The 16735-nt window shown below is 70.9% G+C and carries 15 protein-coding genes; 8 read left to right on the top strand and 7 right to left on the bottom strand.

Going from position 1 to position 16735, the window contains the following annotated elements; translation table 11 throughout:
• Together AC5L35_RS30655 and AC5L35_RS30650 are read left to right on the top strand one after the other, a co-directional pair.
• The gene (locus tag AC5L35_RS30655; RefSeq protein WP_495063211.1) at positions 1 to 354 is read left to right on the top strand and encodes an SDR family NAD(P)-dependent oxidoreductase; all 354 of its coding nucleotides are present in this window, start codon (positions 1 to 3) and stop codon (positions 352 to 354) included.
• Positions 315 to 755, top strand: coding sequence for an SDR family NAD(P)-dependent oxidoreductase (locus AC5L35_RS30650; RefSeq protein WP_495063210.1), 441 nt, complete (start codon positions 315 to 317; stop codon positions 753 to 755). The genes AC5L35_RS30655 and AC5L35_RS30650 overlap by 40 nt, the downstream gene beginning before the upstream one ends.
• A gap of 15 nt (positions 756 to 770) precedes the next feature.
• Here AC5L35_RS30650 and AC5L35_RS30645 read toward each other — a convergent pair whose 3' ends face one another.
• Positions 771 to 2456, bottom strand: a complete 1686-nt coding sequence (locus tag AC5L35_RS30645) for a bifunctional metallophosphatase/5'-nucleotidase (protein ID WP_495063209.1) — start codon at positions 2454 to 2456, stop codon at positions 771 to 773.
• Positions 2457 to 2710: 254 nt separating this feature from the next.
• Between AC5L35_RS30645 and AC5L35_RS30640 the strand changes: the two genes are divergently transcribed.
• On the top strand, positions 2711 to 3337 hold the full coding sequence (locus AC5L35_RS30640; protein WP_495063208.1) for a superoxide dismutase: 627 nt from the start codon (positions 2711 to 2713) through the stop codon (positions 3335 to 3337).
• Between the two features lie 43 nt (positions 3338 to 3380).
• Here AC5L35_RS30640 and AC5L35_RS30635 read toward each other — a convergent pair whose 3' ends face one another.
• From AC5L35_RS30635 to AC5L35_RS30615, 5 genes are all read right to left on the bottom strand, one after another.
• Entirely contained in the window at positions 3381 to 4694 is a 1314-nt protein-coding gene (locus tag AC5L35_RS30635; protein ID WP_495063207.1) for a hypothetical protein, read from the bottom strand.
• A 35-nt stretch (positions 4695 to 4729) separates the two neighbouring features.
• Complete coding sequence (locus tag AC5L35_RS30630; RefSeq protein ID WP_495063206.1) at positions 4730 to 6265, bottom strand: S8 family peptidase; 1536 nt, start codon at positions 6263 to 6265, stop codon at positions 4730 to 4732.
• Positions 6266 to 6277: 12 nt separating this feature from the next.
• A complete protein-coding gene (locus AC5L35_RS30625) occupies positions 6278 to 6607 on the bottom strand; it encodes a hypothetical protein (protein WP_495063205.1) in 330 nt (109 codons plus the stop codon).
• A gap of 68 nt (positions 6608 to 6675) precedes the next feature.
• Positions 6676 to 7275: a hypothetical protein gene (locus tag AC5L35_RS30620; protein WP_495063204.1), complete on the bottom strand. Its 600-nt coding sequence runs from the start codon at positions 7273 to 7275 to the stop codon at positions 6676 to 6678.
• A 68-nt stretch (positions 7276 to 7343) separates the two neighbouring features.
• On the bottom strand, positions 7344 to 8318 hold the full coding sequence (locus tag AC5L35_RS30615; RefSeq protein WP_495063203.1) for a caspase family protein: 975 nt from the start codon (positions 8316 to 8318) through the stop codon (positions 7344 to 7346).
• Positions 8319 to 8721: 403 nt separating this feature from the next.
• Here AC5L35_RS30615 and AC5L35_RS30610 point away from each other — a divergent pair, with 403 nt between their 5' ends.
• Positions 8722 to 9441, top strand: coding sequence for an AfsR/SARP family transcriptional regulator (locus AC5L35_RS30610; protein WP_495063202.1), 720 nt, complete (start codon positions 8722 to 8724; stop codon positions 9439 to 9441).
• A 39-nt stretch (positions 9442 to 9480) separates the two neighbouring features.
• On the opposite strand, the gene nicT is transcribed toward AC5L35_RS30610, so the two are convergent.
• Positions 9481 to 10581: a Nickel transporter NicT gene (gene nicT, locus AC5L35_RS30605; protein WP_495063201.1), complete on the bottom strand. Its 1101-nt coding sequence runs from the start codon at positions 10579 to 10581 to the stop codon at positions 9481 to 9483.
• Between the two features lie 213 nt (positions 10582 to 10794).
• On the opposite strand from nicT, the gene AC5L35_RS30600 reads away from it, so the two are divergent.
• From AC5L35_RS30600 to fdhF, 4 genes are all read left to right on the top strand, one after another.
• On the top strand, positions 10795 to 11730 hold the full coding sequence (locus tag AC5L35_RS30600; RefSeq protein WP_495063200.1) for a LysR family transcriptional regulator: 936 nt from the start codon (positions 10795 to 10797) through the stop codon (positions 11728 to 11730).
• 68 nt (positions 11731 to 11798) lie between these two features.
• A complete protein-coding gene (locus AC5L35_RS30595; RefSeq protein ID WP_495063199.1) occupies positions 11799 to 12281 on the top strand; it encodes a formate dehydrogenase subunit gamma in 483 nt (160 codons plus the stop codon).
• Positions 12282 to 12355: 74 nt separating this feature from the next.
• Entirely contained in the window at positions 12356 to 13912 is a 1557-nt protein-coding gene (locus AC5L35_RS30590; protein WP_495063198.1) for a formate dehydrogenase beta subunit, read from the top strand.
• A complete protein-coding gene (gene fdhF / locus AC5L35_RS30585) occupies positions 13909 to 16734 on the top strand; it encodes a formate dehydrogenase subunit alpha (protein WP_495063197.1) in 2826 nt (941 codons plus the stop codon). Before AC5L35_RS30590 ends, fdhF begins: the two co-directional genes overlap by 4 nt.
• Position 16735 lies beyond the last annotated feature (1 nt).

Raw genomic sequence — 16735 nt, 5'->3', positions numbered from 1 at the left:
GTGGCCGACAGCGGCATCGACACGGTTCTGCGCGACCGCGTGGCCGTGGTCACCGGAGCGTCCGGCGGCATCGGCCAGGAGCTCGCCCGGCGGCTCGCCGAGAGCGGCACCGATCTCCTGCTCACCTACAGCGGACACGCCGCGGAGGCCGAGGAGGCGGCGGACCACGCGCGCACGATCGGCCGCCGTACCGAGGTGGTGCAAGCCGACTTCGCCGACCCCGACGCACCTGCCCGAGTCGTCGACGCGGCCACCGAACGGCTGGGCGGCGTCGACGTACTGGTCGCCGCGGCAGGGGCCGGCACCCAGACGTCGTGGAGGACGTCGACGGCCCGCTGTGGGACGAGACCATGACCGTCAACGTCCGGGCGCCGTTCTTCCTCGCCCAGCGGGTGCTGCCCCGGATGATCGAGCGCGGGTTCGGCCGGATCCTGCTGTTCTCCTCGGTGGCCGCACTGACCGGCGGGGTGATCGGGCCGCACTACGCCGCGAGCAAGGCGGCGCTGCACGGCCTCACCCACCATCTCGCGGCGCGCGTCGCCGGTTCCGGGGTGACCGTCAACGCGATCGCCCCGGCCCTGATCGCCGGCACGCGGATGCTGCCGTTCGGGCCGGACGACCCGGTGCCCCCGAACATCCGGGTCGGCCGCCTGGGCACCACCGAGGAGGTGGCCGACCTCTCGCTCGCCATGCTCCGCAACGGCTACCTGACCAGCAAGGTCATCGCTCTCGACGGCGGGTCGTACCCGACCTGAGGTGCCTCCCCGGCATCAGGCGACCGTGATCCGGTCGGTGGCGGGCGGCGCCACCGGGCTCACCTCGGTGAGGTAGTCGGCGAAGCCGTCGATGTCGAGGCCGCCGACCACCCGGTTCGTGCCCTGGGTGAGCACCGAGAAGCCGTCGCCGCCGTCGGCGAGGAAGCTGTTCACGGTGATCCGGTAGGTGGCCGCGGGGTCGACCGGCGTGCCGCCGATGCCGAGGGCGCCGACGCGGGTGCCCGAGCAGGGGTCGGCCGCGGTGCCCACCGCGCCGTTCGGGTCGACCGTGTACGCCACCGACGCCGAGGGCTGCAGCGTGCGCCCGGCGACGAACTGCTGCTCCAGCAGGCAGTCGAACTGGGCCCCGGTGAGGTCCACCGTGGTCAGGTAGTTGTTGAACGGCTGGACGGTGAAGGCTTCCTCGTAGGTGACCGGGCCGGCGTCCAGGTCGGCGCGTACCCCTCCGGGGTTCATGAACGCGGCCACCGCGCCCTGCTCCTGGTCGGTGGCGGCGAGCTGGGCGTCGGCGATGAGGTTGCCGAGCGACGACTCCCCGGACGGCGCCGCGGCGCGGGTGACGGCTGCGGTGGTCTCGCCGACCTGCCGCGAGGCGATCGGGCCGAGCAGCGTGCGGTAGCGCGCGATCAGCGCGGTCTCGGCCGGCTCGGCTGCCACGTCGCGCCCGACCACGACGTTGGTGGCCGTCGCGGCGAGCACGTTGCCGGTGGCGGGGTCGATCTGCAGGTCGATGTCGGTGACCAGACGGCCGAACGAGCTGGCGCTGGTGACGACCTTGCCGCCGATCACGCAGTTGTAGGCCTGGTGGGTGTGGCCGCTGACGACCACGTCGACGGCCGGGGAGAAGCCCTCGGCGATGGGCACGATCGGGCCCTGCAGGCCGGTGCAGTCGTTGATCCCGGCGTTCGCGGCCTGTGTGCCGCCCTCGTGCAGGAGCACCACGATCGCCTCGACGCCCTGCTTCTGCAGCTCGGCCGCGTACCGGTTGCCCGTCTCGATCTCGTCGCGGAACTCGAGTCCGGCCACGCCGGACTGCGTCACGATGTCGGGGGTGCCCTCCAGGGTCATCCCGATGAACCCGATGCGCACACCCGCCACCTCCTTGATCGCGTACGGCGCCAGCAGCGGCTCTCCGGTGTCGGTGACGAACGCGTTGGCCGAGAGGTACTGGAACTCGGCGCCCTTGTAGGGCTGGTCCGGGTCGGCGCAGCCGTCGGCGTGGCAGCCGCCGTTCTGGATGCGCAGCAGCTCGTCGGCACCCTCGTCGAACTCGTGGTTGCCCACGCTCGCGAGATCGAGCCCGGCCAGCCCGAGCGCCTCGATCGACGGCTCGTCGTGGAACGCGGCCGACAGCAGAGGGGACGCGCCGATCAGGTCGCCCGCGGCCACCGTGATCGTGTTCTCCCGCTGCACCTGGCCTGCGAGCTGCGCGAGCTGGGTGGCGAGGTACTCGACGCCACCGGCGGGCGCCCCGGCGATCGTCCCGCTGGATCCCGACGGCGGTTCGAGGTTGCCGTGGAAGTCGTTGAGCGCCAACAGCTGGACCGCGACCGGCCGGCCGGCAGTGCCGTCCCCCGGGCCGTCACCCCCACCGGTGGTGGCGGCGGTCAGGGTGACGGCGAGCACGACGCTCGCCCCCACGAGGACTGTCCGCCGGACCGGAGCGGAAGTGCGAGGCATGCGAGGTCCTCCCCCTGTCGTCCACAGATGCGACGGAACGCCACAAGAGGATCATGCTCGCACGATCGGATGAACGGCACAGAAAGATCGGGTCACGGCTACTCGCGGGGCCCGACACACCCGGCGTCGGGCCCCGCGGCCGATCCCGATGTCGAGCTGCCAGAACGACCACCGGAACGGAGAACCTCACACTGCCACCAGGACCTCTCTGTTGCAAGATACTGGCGACTGCACATCATCAGCGGAGGAGAACCATGGCCGAGTACACGCTTCCCGACCTCCCCTACGACTACGGCGCCTTGGCGCCCCACATCGCGGGCGAGATCATGGAGCTGCACCACAGCAAGCACCACCAGACCTACGTCAACGGGCTGAACGACACCCTGGAGAAGCTCGCCGCGGCCCGTGAGTCCGGCGACTTCGGCGCGATCGTGGGGCTGGAGAAGTCGCTCGCGTTCAACCTCGGCGGCCACATCAACCACTCGGTCTTCTGGCACAACCTGTCCCCCGACGGCGGCGGCAAGCCCACCGGGGTGCTGGCCGCCGCCATCGACGAGCAGTTCGGCTCGTTCGACGGGTTCCAGGCCCAGTTCACCGCCACGGCCACCACGATCCAGGGGTCCGGCTGGGGCGTCCTCGCCTGGGACGCGCTCGGCAGCCGGCTGCACATCGTCCAGCTGTACGACCAGCAGGGCAACGTGCCGATCGGGCTCATCCCCGTGGTCATGCTCGACATGTGGGAGCACGCGTTCTACCTGCAGTACAAGAACGTGAAGCCGGAGTACGTCAAGGCCTGGTGGAACGTCGTGAACTGGGCGGACGCCCAGGCCCGCTTCGACGCGGCCCGCACACAGACCGCCGGGTTGATCGTCCCGGCCTGAACACCCGGCTGCTCCGTGTCGCACCGCACGGAGCAGCCCCGGGTCAGCCGTCCGCGAGCCCGGCCGCGGTGACGGCGGCCCAGGCGATCTCGGGCTTGCGGATGTCGCTGTGGGCTCCTGCGAACCACGACAGCTGCCGGTTCACGACGTGCGTCGCGTCAAGGCGGTAGAACGTGCCGGCCTTCCACCCGTAGGGCGTGCCGGGCGGTTCGAGGCGCTGGTCGACGGTACGGGCCTGCTGGAAGGCGTCGAATCCCATCCCGCCCCACCGGTAGCCGGGGACGTCGGCAGCCTGGTCGTCCTCCCGCGAGAGGCGGCTGGCGTTCGGGTACCACCAGCCGACGGCGCGGTCGGCTGCCGTGAAGGTGGCGAGCAGCGGTCCGTCCACGCGATCGGCGACGCCGGCCAGCGCACCGCGTCGGGCGCCGTCGATCGGCATCGGATCGGCGAAGGAGAAGTGGCTGAACGCACCCTGCACGAGTAGCAGCGACCGAACCGGAGTCGCCGGCGCGGCAGGCAACCCGAGCAGGGAGAACGCCACCAGCCGGGCGCCGAAGCTGTGCCCGACCAGGTGCACCCGGAGATCCGGCCGAAGCCCCTGCAGCCGGGCCAGAAGCGGGCCGAGGCCCCGCCGGCCGATCGTTCCCGCGCGGTTCTTCATCTCGTAGTAGCTGAGCACGCGCACCAGCTCCCGGGCGCCGTCCCAGAGCGTGTCGAACACCCCGAGGCCCTGCGCGTCCCCGGCGCGCGGGGCGAGCCCGGCCATGGCGTCCAGCACCACCGAGGTCGGCGCGCCGCATGCCGCTACCTCCCCGGCGTCCTCCGGCGCGTCGTTCGGGGTGGTGACGAGCCCGGTGGCCAGGCGGTGCAGCTCCGCCAGCCGCCCGGCGTCCTGCGGCCGCTCGTCGAGGAGCTGCCCGATCCGGGCCAGCTCCGAGTGTCGGCCGGGGAACGCGGGCGACAGGGCGACCGCGAGTTCGGCCCCGGTGGACGGCTCGCCGGACGGGGGGCGGATCGGCGGCGGGCCCTCGGCGCCCTGCGCGTCTCCAGGGTTCGTGATGACAGGACCGTCGGCGGCAGGCTCGTCCTCGGGGAAGAGCAGCGACGGCCACAGGACCGTGACGAGGCCGGTGGAGAGCCGCCGCGAGGGTGCGAGCTCGGCGACGGCCATCTCGAACAGGCCGTTGCCGAGGTCCCGGGCACTGCTCTCCGAGGTGTTCCACCCGTGGCTGAACACCACCACGTCGGTGACCGGCCCCGGACCGATCTCGGCGGCGAGGCCGTCGTCGGTGAGCGCACGGCCGTCCTTCTCGAACCTGATCTCCCAGTGCCGGCAACCGCCGATCGGACTGGCCATCTGCGTGTCCTTTCAGATCTTGTCTCGGATCCGGGTCAGATCCGCGCGAGCGCACCCATGAGGTCGACGAGCCCGTGCCCCTCGAAGAACCGGTCGCGGCCCAGCGAGATCGCGCTGGTCGTGATGAGCTCCTTGACGTCGTCGGGCCGGCCGACGAACTCGGGACGCACCGACAGCAGGGCGGCGATGGCACCCGACACGTGCGGTGCAGCCATGGAGGTACCGCTGTCCTCCGCGTAGCAGGCCGTATCCCGACCGGCGGGCAGTGCCGGGATGGCCGCCCGGAACCGGCCGCTGGCGCACGAGGTGATCCGCTCCCCCGGCGCCAGCACGTCGGGCTTGAGGCGGCCGTCCAGCGTGGGGCCCTTCGAGGACAGGTAGGACACCCCGTACGTATGGGGCTTGTCCCGGTGCGTGGCGCCGACCGTGATCACGCGGTCGGCGTTGCCGGGATCGGTGATGCTCGACAGCACCCCGTGCGGCCCGCCGCCCCGCTCGCTTCCGTACCCGCCGTTGCCGGCGCTGACGACTGCCACCACACCCGTACCGACCAGCAGGTCCAGCTCGCGGCACAGGGGGCTCTGGCCGGCGGCGTAGTCGCGGAAGAACCACGGGCAGCCGATGCTGAGGTTCACGCCGTGGATCCGCAGCAGCCGGCCGCCCGCGTTCACCGTGCGCACGTACTCGAGCGCCTCGATCACCGCGCTGGACGTGGTCCGCGCAGCGCCGCCCGCGCTGTCGAGGACCTTCAGGCTGACCAGGCGGGCGAGCGGCGCCATCCCGCTGACGGCGCGGCCCGGCTCGAGCCCCCGGACGGTCCACCGCGGCAGGTCGCCGTCGTCACCCGTCGTGGGCGCCAGCACAGCCAGGTGGGGCGGCCGATCCGGGGGTGCAGCGCCGGCGATGATGCCCGCGACGTGCGTGCCGTGGCCGTGCTCGTCGATCAGCGCCGTTCCGGGGGCCGCCGCGGGCGGGGACGGATCGTCGCGGACGAGCCATGTGAAGTCCCGGTGCAGGTCCCGCACCGAGGGGTCGGTGAGTGTCCCGCACGAGAAGTGCGGATGCTCGGCGTCCACGCCGCTGTCGAGCACCGCCCAGACGATGCCCGCCCCCGTCGTGCCGTACGTCCGCGCCGCGGCGTCGGCCTTGATCGTGCTGATCGAACGGTCCATCTGCGCGTGCATCACGTAGTCGGGCCAGATTCGGAAGATCGTGCGTGGCGTCCGGGAGTCGTCGACGCGCAGGAGGTTCCGGATCTCGGTGCGGGTGAGCAGGCACCGGACGTACGCGGCGGCGACGGGGCGCGGGGTGGGCCGTGCCGACGAGGGCGCGTCCAGCACCTCGGCGTGCCGGACCAGGAACCGTTCCAGCGTCTCGTCCGGCACTGCTCCGGCGGTCAGGTTGAGCTCGACCAGCACTCCCAGCAGCTCACCCTCGTCCGAGGAACGGGTCTCGACGACGTCGCGCACGATCTCGCCGGGGACGTCGTCGTCGACCAGGAGAGGGCTCGCCGACCAGCACCGACCGGCGCCCGGACCCGCGGAGGCACCCCGATACGTACGCGCGCTCATCTGACTCACCCGTCACTGGTCGGTCCGTGGAGGGACGAAGAGGAACTGCGGACTCCCCCGGCCGATGATCAGCAACCGCGCGGTGAACAGCCCCACCAACCGCTGGTAGATCGCTCCGAACTCCTTGCTCCGAAAGCCGAACTCCGTCATGTCGGCGTCCTCGAGCCTCGTCATCGCCCCGCTCAGCTCGTGGATCCGGGCGCGCAGCCGCCCCAGTCCCTCGCCCGCCTGCCCGCCGTCCCCGAGCACGGAGGTCATCGCCACCCACACCCGTGGCTCGGGGAACGCCGTCAGGTCCGGCTGGACGAGACCGGCCAGGGCCCGGGCCGCCGATTCGAGCACCGGATCGGGGTCCGGACCGGTGCTCGAACCGGCGGGTGTGGGGGGCGGGCTCTCCGGCACAGGCGCAGCTAGAGGAGGCTCATGATGATCGGCAGCGCGATCGGGGCCGCGTCGCTGACGAAATCGCAGACGTCGTCGAACCAGCCCTTGTCCATCCCCGGCGGCGGCTGCGGGATCGGGATCTGCGTGTTCGGGTCGCGGAAGTCCTTCTGACCCGACATGGCCTGCACGGTCGCCTGTCCGAGGTTGAGCAGGACCGAGGTGGCGTAGTCCACGAAGCCCGGGTCGTTGCGCCGCTCCGCGGGCAACGCCTGGATGATGCTCGCCAGCTGCGGCGGCTGGGCCGTGTAGTCCTTGTTCACCGCGTTGATGACGACCGGCGCGACGGTCTGGATGACGTCGAGCACGGTGTTCCACCAGGCCTTGTCCTGCAGCTGCGCCGGGTCGGCCAGACGGACGTGCGGCGTGAACGCCTTGCTCCGGAACGCCTTCGCCGGGTTCACTTCCGCGGCCGTGTGGTACGCGGCGAGCATCGCGCAGGCCATCGACGAGGCGTCGTGCACGGCGATGCCCGGCGCGTAGTCCTTCCCCGGTAGGGGGGCGCCGGCGAATGCGCCCTCGATCTGCTTCTTGACCTGCTCCAACTTCGGGTCGAGTACCGCGGTCATGGTTCCTCCTGTGAGATCCGGCCGGACCGGCGCCGGCCTGCGAGACGAGATCGGTGGGTCGTCGGGGGTCAGGCGGGGATGCCGAGCTGGGCGCGGAGCCACGCGTCCGGGTCGAAGCCGTTCACGACCGGCGCGACAGGGCCCGCGTTGCCGTCGGTCGGCGGCCCCGTGGGCTGCTGCATCGTGATGAAGGTTTCGGTCAGTAGCTCCGGGTGCAGCGCAGGCGCCTCCACGGTGGGCGTCTGGCTCATGTTGAGTCGCGCCAGGCGGGCTCCGACCCGAAGGTTGAGCTCGGCGAGCGAGATCGCCGGGTTCAGCTCCTGCACCAGCCCGTAGGTGAAGGCGGACAGGTTCTGCGTCGGCGCGCTGCCCGCGGCGGCGGTCTGGTCGGCGAGACAGGCGGCGAACATCGCACCGTTGAGGTCGACCGCGCCCTGGCCGATGTCCTTCCTCGGAGCGACCCCGACCGGGTCGAGCAGGAGGTTCTTCGCGACCGCTCCGCTGTCGGCCGTGGAGCGGCGGCCGAAGAACTTGAAGTTGGTGACCTGGGCGTAGAGCTGGGCGTCCCGCTCCGCCTCCTCGGCGCTGGGCTGCCACACCTTGGCCCGCGCCACCTGGACGTCGCCTGCCGGGAAGAAGAGCTTGTTCATGCCCCCGGAGTGGCAGGAGTCGAGCACCACCGTCAGGACGTCCGGTGGCAGGGTCTGCGTGCGTCCGGCGAACTCGGTGTCCTTGAGGAACCCGTCGTAGAGGCACAGGACCTCGACCATCGTGTTGCCCTCGGGGTAGCGGTAGCCGTGGGACGACTGGAAGAACACGATCTGGTCCCCGGCCTGCACGTCCGCGAACAGGGCGTCGAGCCCCGCCCGGACCTTCGCCAACGTCGCGTCCTGGTTGTGCAGGAGCTGGACCGCTGCCGAGTCGAACCCGTACGTCTGCAGCAGCAACGACCGGAACGCCAGCGTGTCCTCCACGCAGGAGTTGAGATTGTTGCGTGGATCCGGATAGTTGTTGATCCCCACCAGAAGAGCACGCCTGGTCATTCGTTGATCCCTTCTCCGGGTGTGTGCCGACCTGGCACGGGGCCGGCGGCGAATGATCACCATTGGCGCCACTACCTTCAGCTGTTCACTGCGGAGAGCGTCGGCGAGCCGCGTTCCGCGCAGGTGGTGCCGGTGTGCACAGAACGTCGCCGGCCCATTCACCTGGTCGCGCCCGGGGGCGGGGCGCCATCCGCCCCACCCATCGCGCTCCCACCCTCTGACCTGGGCCGTAGGCGGTTCAGAGATGACTCGGAGACGCAACAGCGTCCGTTGGGGGTGGGCCGCGTGGGCTATGCGGTGACGACTCGGTCACCGTGTGGTGGATGTGCTCCCGACATCAATTGGGCAGGATCGAACGGGTTCGGGTCGGGGGCTCACGAAAGACCCGCTCAAGGGGGCAAGTTTGCAGGACAACGCATTGCGGCTCTCCCTGCTCGGAGGATTGGAGATCGGCCGTGACCACGCACGCCTGAACCTTCCGCTCGGCGCCCAGCGACTGCTGGCGCTGCTCGCCCTCCAGGACGGCTGGATACACCGGTCCACCGCGGCCGAACGACTCTGGCCCGACAGTCTCCGCAACCGCGCGCCGGCCAATCTCCGCTCGGCGTTGTGGAAGGCGAGCCGGATCGGCGACGTCGTGGCCATCGAGTCCACCGGGGCCCGGCTGCGGCTGGAGCCGGGCATCGAGGTGGACCTGCGCTCGATCCTGGAGAAGATCCGGCACATCGGTGACGGCGGCGGCCTCGGCGCCCTCTCCGACGAGGCCGAGACGATCATCGCGGCGCTGTCGCGCGAGCTGCTACCGGACTGGTCCGATGAGTGGCTCCGCCTCGAGCGCGAGCGCTGGGACCAGGTACGGACGCACACCCTGGAGAGCCTCGCCCAGCAGTTGATGGCGACGGGCCAGTACCTCCTCGCACTGGAGGCGGCCTCGGCCGCGGTCGCTGTCGAGCCCGTCCGGGAGAGCGCCCACCGCGCCGTGATCGAGGTCTACATCGCCGAGGGCAACGGCGCCTGCGCGCTCAAGCACTACCAGCGCTACCGCGGGCTGGTGCAGCGCGAGCTCGGCGTCACGCCGTCGCAGCGCATGAACCGGCTGATCCAGCCACTGACGGCTCGGTAGAGGGGCGACTCGCGCACCAGAAACGGGCGACTCGCGGGGTCAGGGAGTTTCGCGGGCGTCCGGGGTCGGGGTCGGGGTTGGGGTCGACCACCGCTGCTCGACGTGCCCGAACTTCCAGATGGCGAACGCGACCAGCCAGGCGAGGGCGAAGAGTGCGACGATGCCGTAGCCCGCGTAGTCCAGGGGGATCGCGGCGACGGCCGCGAGCGGGCCGGAGGTGATCCCCGCCTGCTCCGTGATCACCGACAGCAGCTCGATCGTCCCGATGACCAGGGCGACCGCGACGGACAGCGCGGTGATGGTGATGTTGTAGAAGACCTTGCGGACCGGGCGGGCGAACGCCCAGCCGTAGGCGAAGTTCATGAAGATGCCGTCGATCGTGTCGAGCAGGCTCATTCCGGCGGCGAACAGGATCGGCAGCACCAGAATCGCGTAGAACGGCAGGCTGAATGCCGCGGCGCCGCCCGCCAGCACCAGCAGACCCACCTCGCTGGCGGTATCGAAACCGAGCCCGAAGAGCACCCCCACCGGGTAGATGTGCCACGGTTTCGTGATCGACCGGGTGAGGCCGCCGAGAAATCGGTTCATGAAGCCCCGCTTGTCGAGCTGCTGCTCGAGTTCCTGCTCGTCGTACTCCCCGGTGCGCATCCTCCGGAAGATCCGGACGATGCCGATCAGCACGACGAGATTGAGGATCCCGAGGATCCACAGGAACGCCCCCGAGACCGTGGCGCCGAGGATCCCCGTGATCGAGTGCAGCTGCGAGTCCTCGTTCTCGACCGGTCCCACCAGCGCCTTCACCCCGACCGCGAGCAGGAACGCCAGCCCGAACACGACGGTGGAGTGCCCGAGGGAGAACCAGAACCCGACCGACAGCGGGCGCCGGCCGCCCTCGGCGATGAGCTTGCGGGTGGTGGTGTCGATCGCGGCGATGTGGTCGGCGTCGAACGCGTGCCGCATCCCGAGCGTGTAGGCCAGCACGCCGACGCCCAGTCCGTACGTGCCGGTGGTGCCGAGATCGTAGTGAGCGGGCACCACGAAGGCGATCAACACGACGACACCGACAAGGTGCAGAAGCAGTACGAATCCGAACATCCCGCCTATTGCGGACCGATCCGCGGGAGTAAGCGCCGAACGCATGGTCGTCCACCGAGAGGGCGCGGCAGAAACGGTCCGGGAGGTCATGGCACACCTTTCAGGGGAAGCGCTCCTGCAACATATCGGCAATTGCCGCGCTCCTGCCGGTGGCACATGTCACCACGACCCGGACCGGCTCGGCTGCGACGCCCGGGCATCGCCACGGAGCGCGCAGCGCTGTTTGCGCTCCGGGGCCGGCGCCGGTATCCCTGTCCGGTGCTCCTGCGCCAGCTCGAATACCTCAGTGCTCTGGCGCGGGAGCGGCATTTCGCACGGGCGGCTGCCGCCTGCCACGTGTCGCAGCCCGCTCTGTCAGCGGCGATCCGGCGGCTGGAGTCCGACCTCGGAGTGCAGATCGTGCGGCGGGAGCGCCGCTTCGGCGGGTTCACGCCGGAGGGCGAGCGGGTCGTCGTCTGGGCCCATCGGATGCTCGCCGACCAGGACGCGATGCGCCAGGACCTCGACCGGATGGCGGGCGGCCTCACCGGCAAGCTCCGCATCGGCGCCATCCCGACGGCGCTCACCGCGGCACCGCTGCTCACCTCGCCGTTCAGCGAGCAGCACGGGCGGGTGCGGATCTCCTTCGAGTCGCTGTCCTCTCGCCAGATCGTGCGCAAGCTGGCGGAGTACGAGCTCGACGTGGGCATGACCTACGTCGACGGGGAGCCGCTCGGCGGCTCGGTGCGGACCGTGCCGCTCTACCGGGAGCGCTACCTGCTGCTCACGCCCGAGGACTCGCCGTTCGCCGAGCGGAGCTCCGCCCCGTGGGACGACGTCGCCACCCTCCCGCTGTGCCTGCTGTCCCCGGTCATGGAGAACCGGCGGATCATCGACCGCGCCTTCGCCGCGGTGGGGGTGGCGGTGGAGCCGATGCTGGAGGCCGACGCGGTGTCGGTGCTGTACGCGCACGTGGCCACCCACCGCTGGTCCACGATCATCGCCCACGCCTGGCTGCACCTGTTCGGGGTGCCCGACGGGATGCGCATCGTGCCGATGGTCGCGCCGGCGCAGAGCCACCGCATCGGCCTGGTGCTGCCCGACCGCGTCCCCGAGCCGATGCTCGCGCGGGCCGTGCTCGACGTGGCGGCGCAGGTCGACATGCGGGCCGAGCTGGACCGGCTGCTGCGCCGGCACGTCCGACATCGCTCATAACCGGCGGTTATCACGGGATAGCCATGATTGCTTTGACCTGAGTCACCTCAGACCGCGACAGTCTCCCTATGACGACGGACGTCACGGATCTCGCGGCGGTGCGTGCCGAGCACGTGCGGCACATCGCTACCACGCTGCGCGACGTGCGCGGCCCCCTCATCCCGATTCTCCACGCGGTGCAGGAGGACCTCGGCCACGTCGATCAGGCGGACGTCCCGGTGATCGCCGACGTGCTCAACCTCTCGGTCGCCGAGGTCCACGGGGTCGTCACCTTCTACCGCGACTTCCGGCGCGCCCCGGGCGGCCGCACCACGGTGCGGGTGTGCCAGGCGGAGGCCTGCCAGGCGGTCGGCGCGCAGGCGCTCGGCGAGCACGCCAAGCGGCGCACGGGCGTCGGTTTCGGTGAGACCACCTCCGACGGCGCCGTCACGCTCGACGAGGTCTTCTGCCTCGGCAACTGCGCCCTCGGTCCGGCCGTGCAGGTGGGCGACCGGCTCCACGGCCGGGTCACCCCCGCCCGCCTCGACGCACTGCTGGGAGAGGCCCGATGAGTGAGCTCGCGAACGAATCATCGACACAGCGTGAGCTCGCGAACGAATCATCGACACCGCGTGAGCTTGTTCGTGTGTTCGTCCCCCGCGACGCGGCGGCCCGGTCCGTCAGTGCCGACGAGGTGGCCGAGCGGATCGTCTCGGCCGCCGCCACCGCCGGACGCGCGGTCGAGGTGGTGCGCACCGGATCTCGCGGGATGCTCTGGCTGGAGCCGCTGGTCGAGGTCGAGACGGCCGCGGGCCGGGTCGGGTACGGGCCGGTTGCGCCCGAGGACGTCGACGGGCTCGTCGCCGCCGGTCTGCTGGACACCACCCCGGAGGGTCTCGGGCTCGTCGAGGACCTGCCGTGGATGCGCCGCCAGCAGCGGCTGACGTTCGCGCGCGTCGGGGTCGTCGACCCGCTCTCCGCCGACGACTTCGAGGCGCACGGCGGCTACGCCGGGCTGCGGGCCGCGCTCGCGATGGAGCCTGCCGCCGTGGTCGAGGAGGTCGTGTCCTCCGGGCTGCGCGGGCGCGGCGGCGCCGGTTTCCCCACCGGGATCAAGTGGCGCACGGTGCTCGGCGCCACCGCGGACATCAAGTTCGTGTGCTGCAACGCCGACGAGGGCGACTCCGGCACGTTCGCCGACCGGATGCTCATCGAGGGCGACCCGTTCACGCTGATCGAGGGCATGACGATCGCGGCCCACGCGGTCGGCGCCACCGAGGGTTACGTCTACCTGCGCTCGGAGTACCCCGAGGCCGTCGAGACGCTGACCGCCGCGATCGAGATCGCCCGCGGCAGGGGCTGGCTCGGCGAGCGGGTCCTCGGCTCCGACCTGACGTTCGACCTCCACGTGCGGGTGGGCGCCGGCGCCTACATCTGCGGCGAGGAGACCTCGATGCTCGAGAGCCTCGAGGGCAAGCGCGGCACGGTGCGGGCCAAGCCGCCGATCCCGGCCCTGGAAGGGCTCTTCGGCCGGCCCACCGTGGTCAACAACGTGCTCTCGCTGGCCACGGTGCCCACGATCCTCGCGGGCGGCGCTGCCGCCTACGCGGCCTACGGCATGGGCCGCTCGCTCGGCACCAACGTCTTCCAGCTCGGCGGCAACATCGCCCGCGGGGGGATCGTCGAGACGGCCTTCGGCATCACCCTCGGCGAGCTCGTGGAGGACCTCGGCGGCGGAGCGGCATCCGGACGCCCGGTCCGGGCCGTGCAGGTGGGCGGCCCGCTGGGGGCCTACGTGCCCACCACGCAGTTCGACCTGCCGATGGACTACGAGTCGTTCGCCGCGGCCGGGGCGATGGTCGGCCACGGCGGGATCGTCGTCTTCGACGACACCGTCGACATGTCCACGATGGCCCGCTTCGCCTTCTCGTTCTGCGCCGAGGAGTCCTGCGGCAAGTGCACCCCGTGCCGGGTGGGTGCTGTGCGCGGCGTCGAGACGATCGACCGCATCCGTGCGGGCGAGGACCGCTCGAAGAACCTCGTCCTGCTCGACGACCTGTGCGAGCTGATGACCGACGGCTCGCTCTGCGCCATGGGCGGCCTCACCCCGTTGCCGGTGCGCAGCGCGCTGCGCCACTTCGGCGAGGACTTCGGCGTCCCGGCAACCACCATTACAGGATCAACCGACGGGGGCACGGCATGACGCTGCTCAAGGAGCCCGACTTCGGCACGCCCGCCCGCGAGGGTGCAGCCACTGTCGAGGTGACCATCGACGGGGTGGCCGTGACGGTGCCACCGGGCACGTCGGTCATGCGCGCGGCCAAGGAGGCCGGGCTCGACATCCCCAAGCTCTGCGCCACCGACAGCCTGGAGGCGTTCGGGTCCTGCCGGCTGTGCGTCGTGGAGATCGACGGCGCCCGCGGCACACCCGCCTCCTGCACCACGCCCGTCGCGCCCGGCATGGTCGTACGCACGCAGACCGAGAAGCTCGGGAAGCTGCGCCGCGGGGTCATGGAGCTCTACATCTCCGACCACCCGCTGGACTGCCTGACGTGCTCGGCCAACGGCGACTGCGAGCTGCAGGACATGGCCGGCGTCACCGGCCTGCGCGAGGTCCGCTACGGGTCGGGTGTCGAGGCCGGCGCCAACCACATGGACCTGCTCAAGGACACGTCCAACCCCTACTTCGACTTCGACGCCTCCAAGTGCATCGCGTGCTCGCGCTGCGTCCGCGCCTGTGACGAGGTGCAGGGCACCCTGGCCCTCACCATCGAGGGCCGCGGGTTCGACTCGAAGGTCGCCGCGGGCGCCGGCGTGTCGTTCATGGAGTCCGACTGCGTCTCCTGCGGCGCGTGCGTGCAGGCCTGCCCCACGGCCACGCTGCAGGAGAAGTCGGTGGTGACGCTGGGCATGCCCACCCGCTCGGTGGTCACCACCTGCGCCTACTGCGGTGTCGGCTGCTCCTTCAAGGCCGAGCTGCGCGGCGACGAGCTGGTGCGGATGGTGCCCTACAAGGACGGTGGCGCCAACGAGGGCCACTCGTGCGTCAAGGGCCGGTTCGCGTTCGGCTACGCCAGCCACCCCGACCGCGCGATGGCCCCGATGCTGCGCGAGTCGATCACCGACCCGTGGCGCGAGGTCTCCTGGGACGAGGCCATCCAGTTCACGGCACGGCGGCTGCGCGAGATCCAGGCCGAGTACGGCCCGGGCTCGATCGGCGCGATCACCTCGTCGCGGACGACGAACGAAGAGGTCTACGTCGTCCAGAAGATGGTGCGCGCGGTGTTCGGCAACAACAACGTCGACACCTGCGCCCGCGTCTGCCACTCCCCCACCGGCTACGGCCTCAAGCAGACCTTCGGCACGTCCGCGGGCACGCAGGACTTCAAGTCCGTCGCCAAGGCCGACGTGATCCTGGTGATCGGCGCCAACCCCACCGACGGCCACCCGGTGTTCGCGTCGCGCATGAAGCGGCGGCTGCGCCAGGGCGCCAAGCTGATCGTCATCGACCCGCGGCGCATCGACCTCGTCCGCTCGCCCCACATCGAAGCCGAGCACCACCTGCAGCTCGCTCCCGGCACGAACGTGGCGATCATCAACGCGATCGCGCACGTCATCGTCACCGAGGGGCTCGCCGACCGCGAGTTCATGCGGGAGCGCTGCGAGGGCGTCGAGGAGTGGGAGACGTTCATCGCCCGCCCGGAGAACAGCCCCGAGGCCGTCGCGGACATCACCGGGGTCCCCGCCGCCGAGGTCCGGGCCGCGGCCCGCCTCTACGCGACCGCGGGCAACGGCGCGATCTACTACGGCCTCGGCGTCACCGAGCACAGCCAGGGCTCCACCACGGTCATGGGCATGGCCAACCTCGCGATGGCCACCGGCAACATCGGCCGCGACGGCGTGGGCGTCAACCCGCTCCGCGGGCAGAACAACGTGCAGGGCTCCTGCGACATGGGCTCCTTCCCGCACGAGCTGCCCGGCTACCGGCACGTCTCCGACGACGGCGCCCGTGACGTCTACGAGCAGCTCTGGGGCGTGCCGCTGCTCGAGGAGCCCGGCCTGCGCATCCCCAACATGTTCGACTCGGCCATCGACGGCTCGTTCCGGGCGCTGTTCGTGCAGGGCGAGGACATCGCCCAGTCCGACCCCAACACCACCCACGTCCACGCCGCGCTCGCCGCGCTCGACCTCGTCGTCGTCCAGGACCTCTTCGAGAACGAGACGGCGAAGTTCGCCCACGTGCTGCTGCCCGGCACGTCGTTCCTCGAGAAGGACGGCACGTTCACCAACGCCGAGCGCCGGATCAACCGGGTGCGCCCGGTGATGGCTCCGAAGACGGGCAAGCAGGAGTGGGAGATCATCTGCGAGATCTCGCAGGCGATGGGCTACCCGATGCACTACGACTCGTCCGCCCAGATCATGGACGAGATCGCGATGACCACCCCGACGTTCGCCGGCGTCTCGTTCGCCCACCTCGACAAGGTCGGCAGTGTGCAGTGGCCGTGCAACGACGCGGCTCCCGATGGCACGCCGATCATGCACGAGAACGGCTTCGTGCGCGGCAAGGGCCGGCTCGTCGAGACGGTCTACGTGCCCACCCAGGAGCGCAGCACGCGCAAGTTCCCGCTGATCCTCACCACCGGCCGGATCCTGTCGCAGTACAACGTGGGCGCGCAGACCCGGCGCACGGCCAACTCCGCCTGGCACCCCGAGGACCTCCTCGAGCTGCACCCGCACGACGCGGAGGTGCGGGGGATCACCGACGGCGACATGGTCGCGCTGTCCAGCAGGGTCGGTCGGACCACGCTGCGGGCGGTAGTGTCGGAACGGATGCCTGTCGGTGTGTGTTACACGACCTTCCACCATCCGGTCACCGGAGCCAACGTGATCACCACGGACAACTCCGACTGGGCCACCAACTGTCCCGAGTACAAGGTCACCGCCGTGCAGGTGGCGCTCTCGTCGGCGCAGGTCGCCGTCCGCGAAGAGCTGGCACAGCGCCCGGTCGTCACGGCAGGGGACTGAT

The sequence above is a fragment of the Pseudonocardia sp. OZ21 genome (assembly GCF_059359135.1).
The sequence above is the reverse complement of the archived record's forward strand: the minus strand, read 5'-3'. Positions and strand labels throughout refer to the sequence as shown.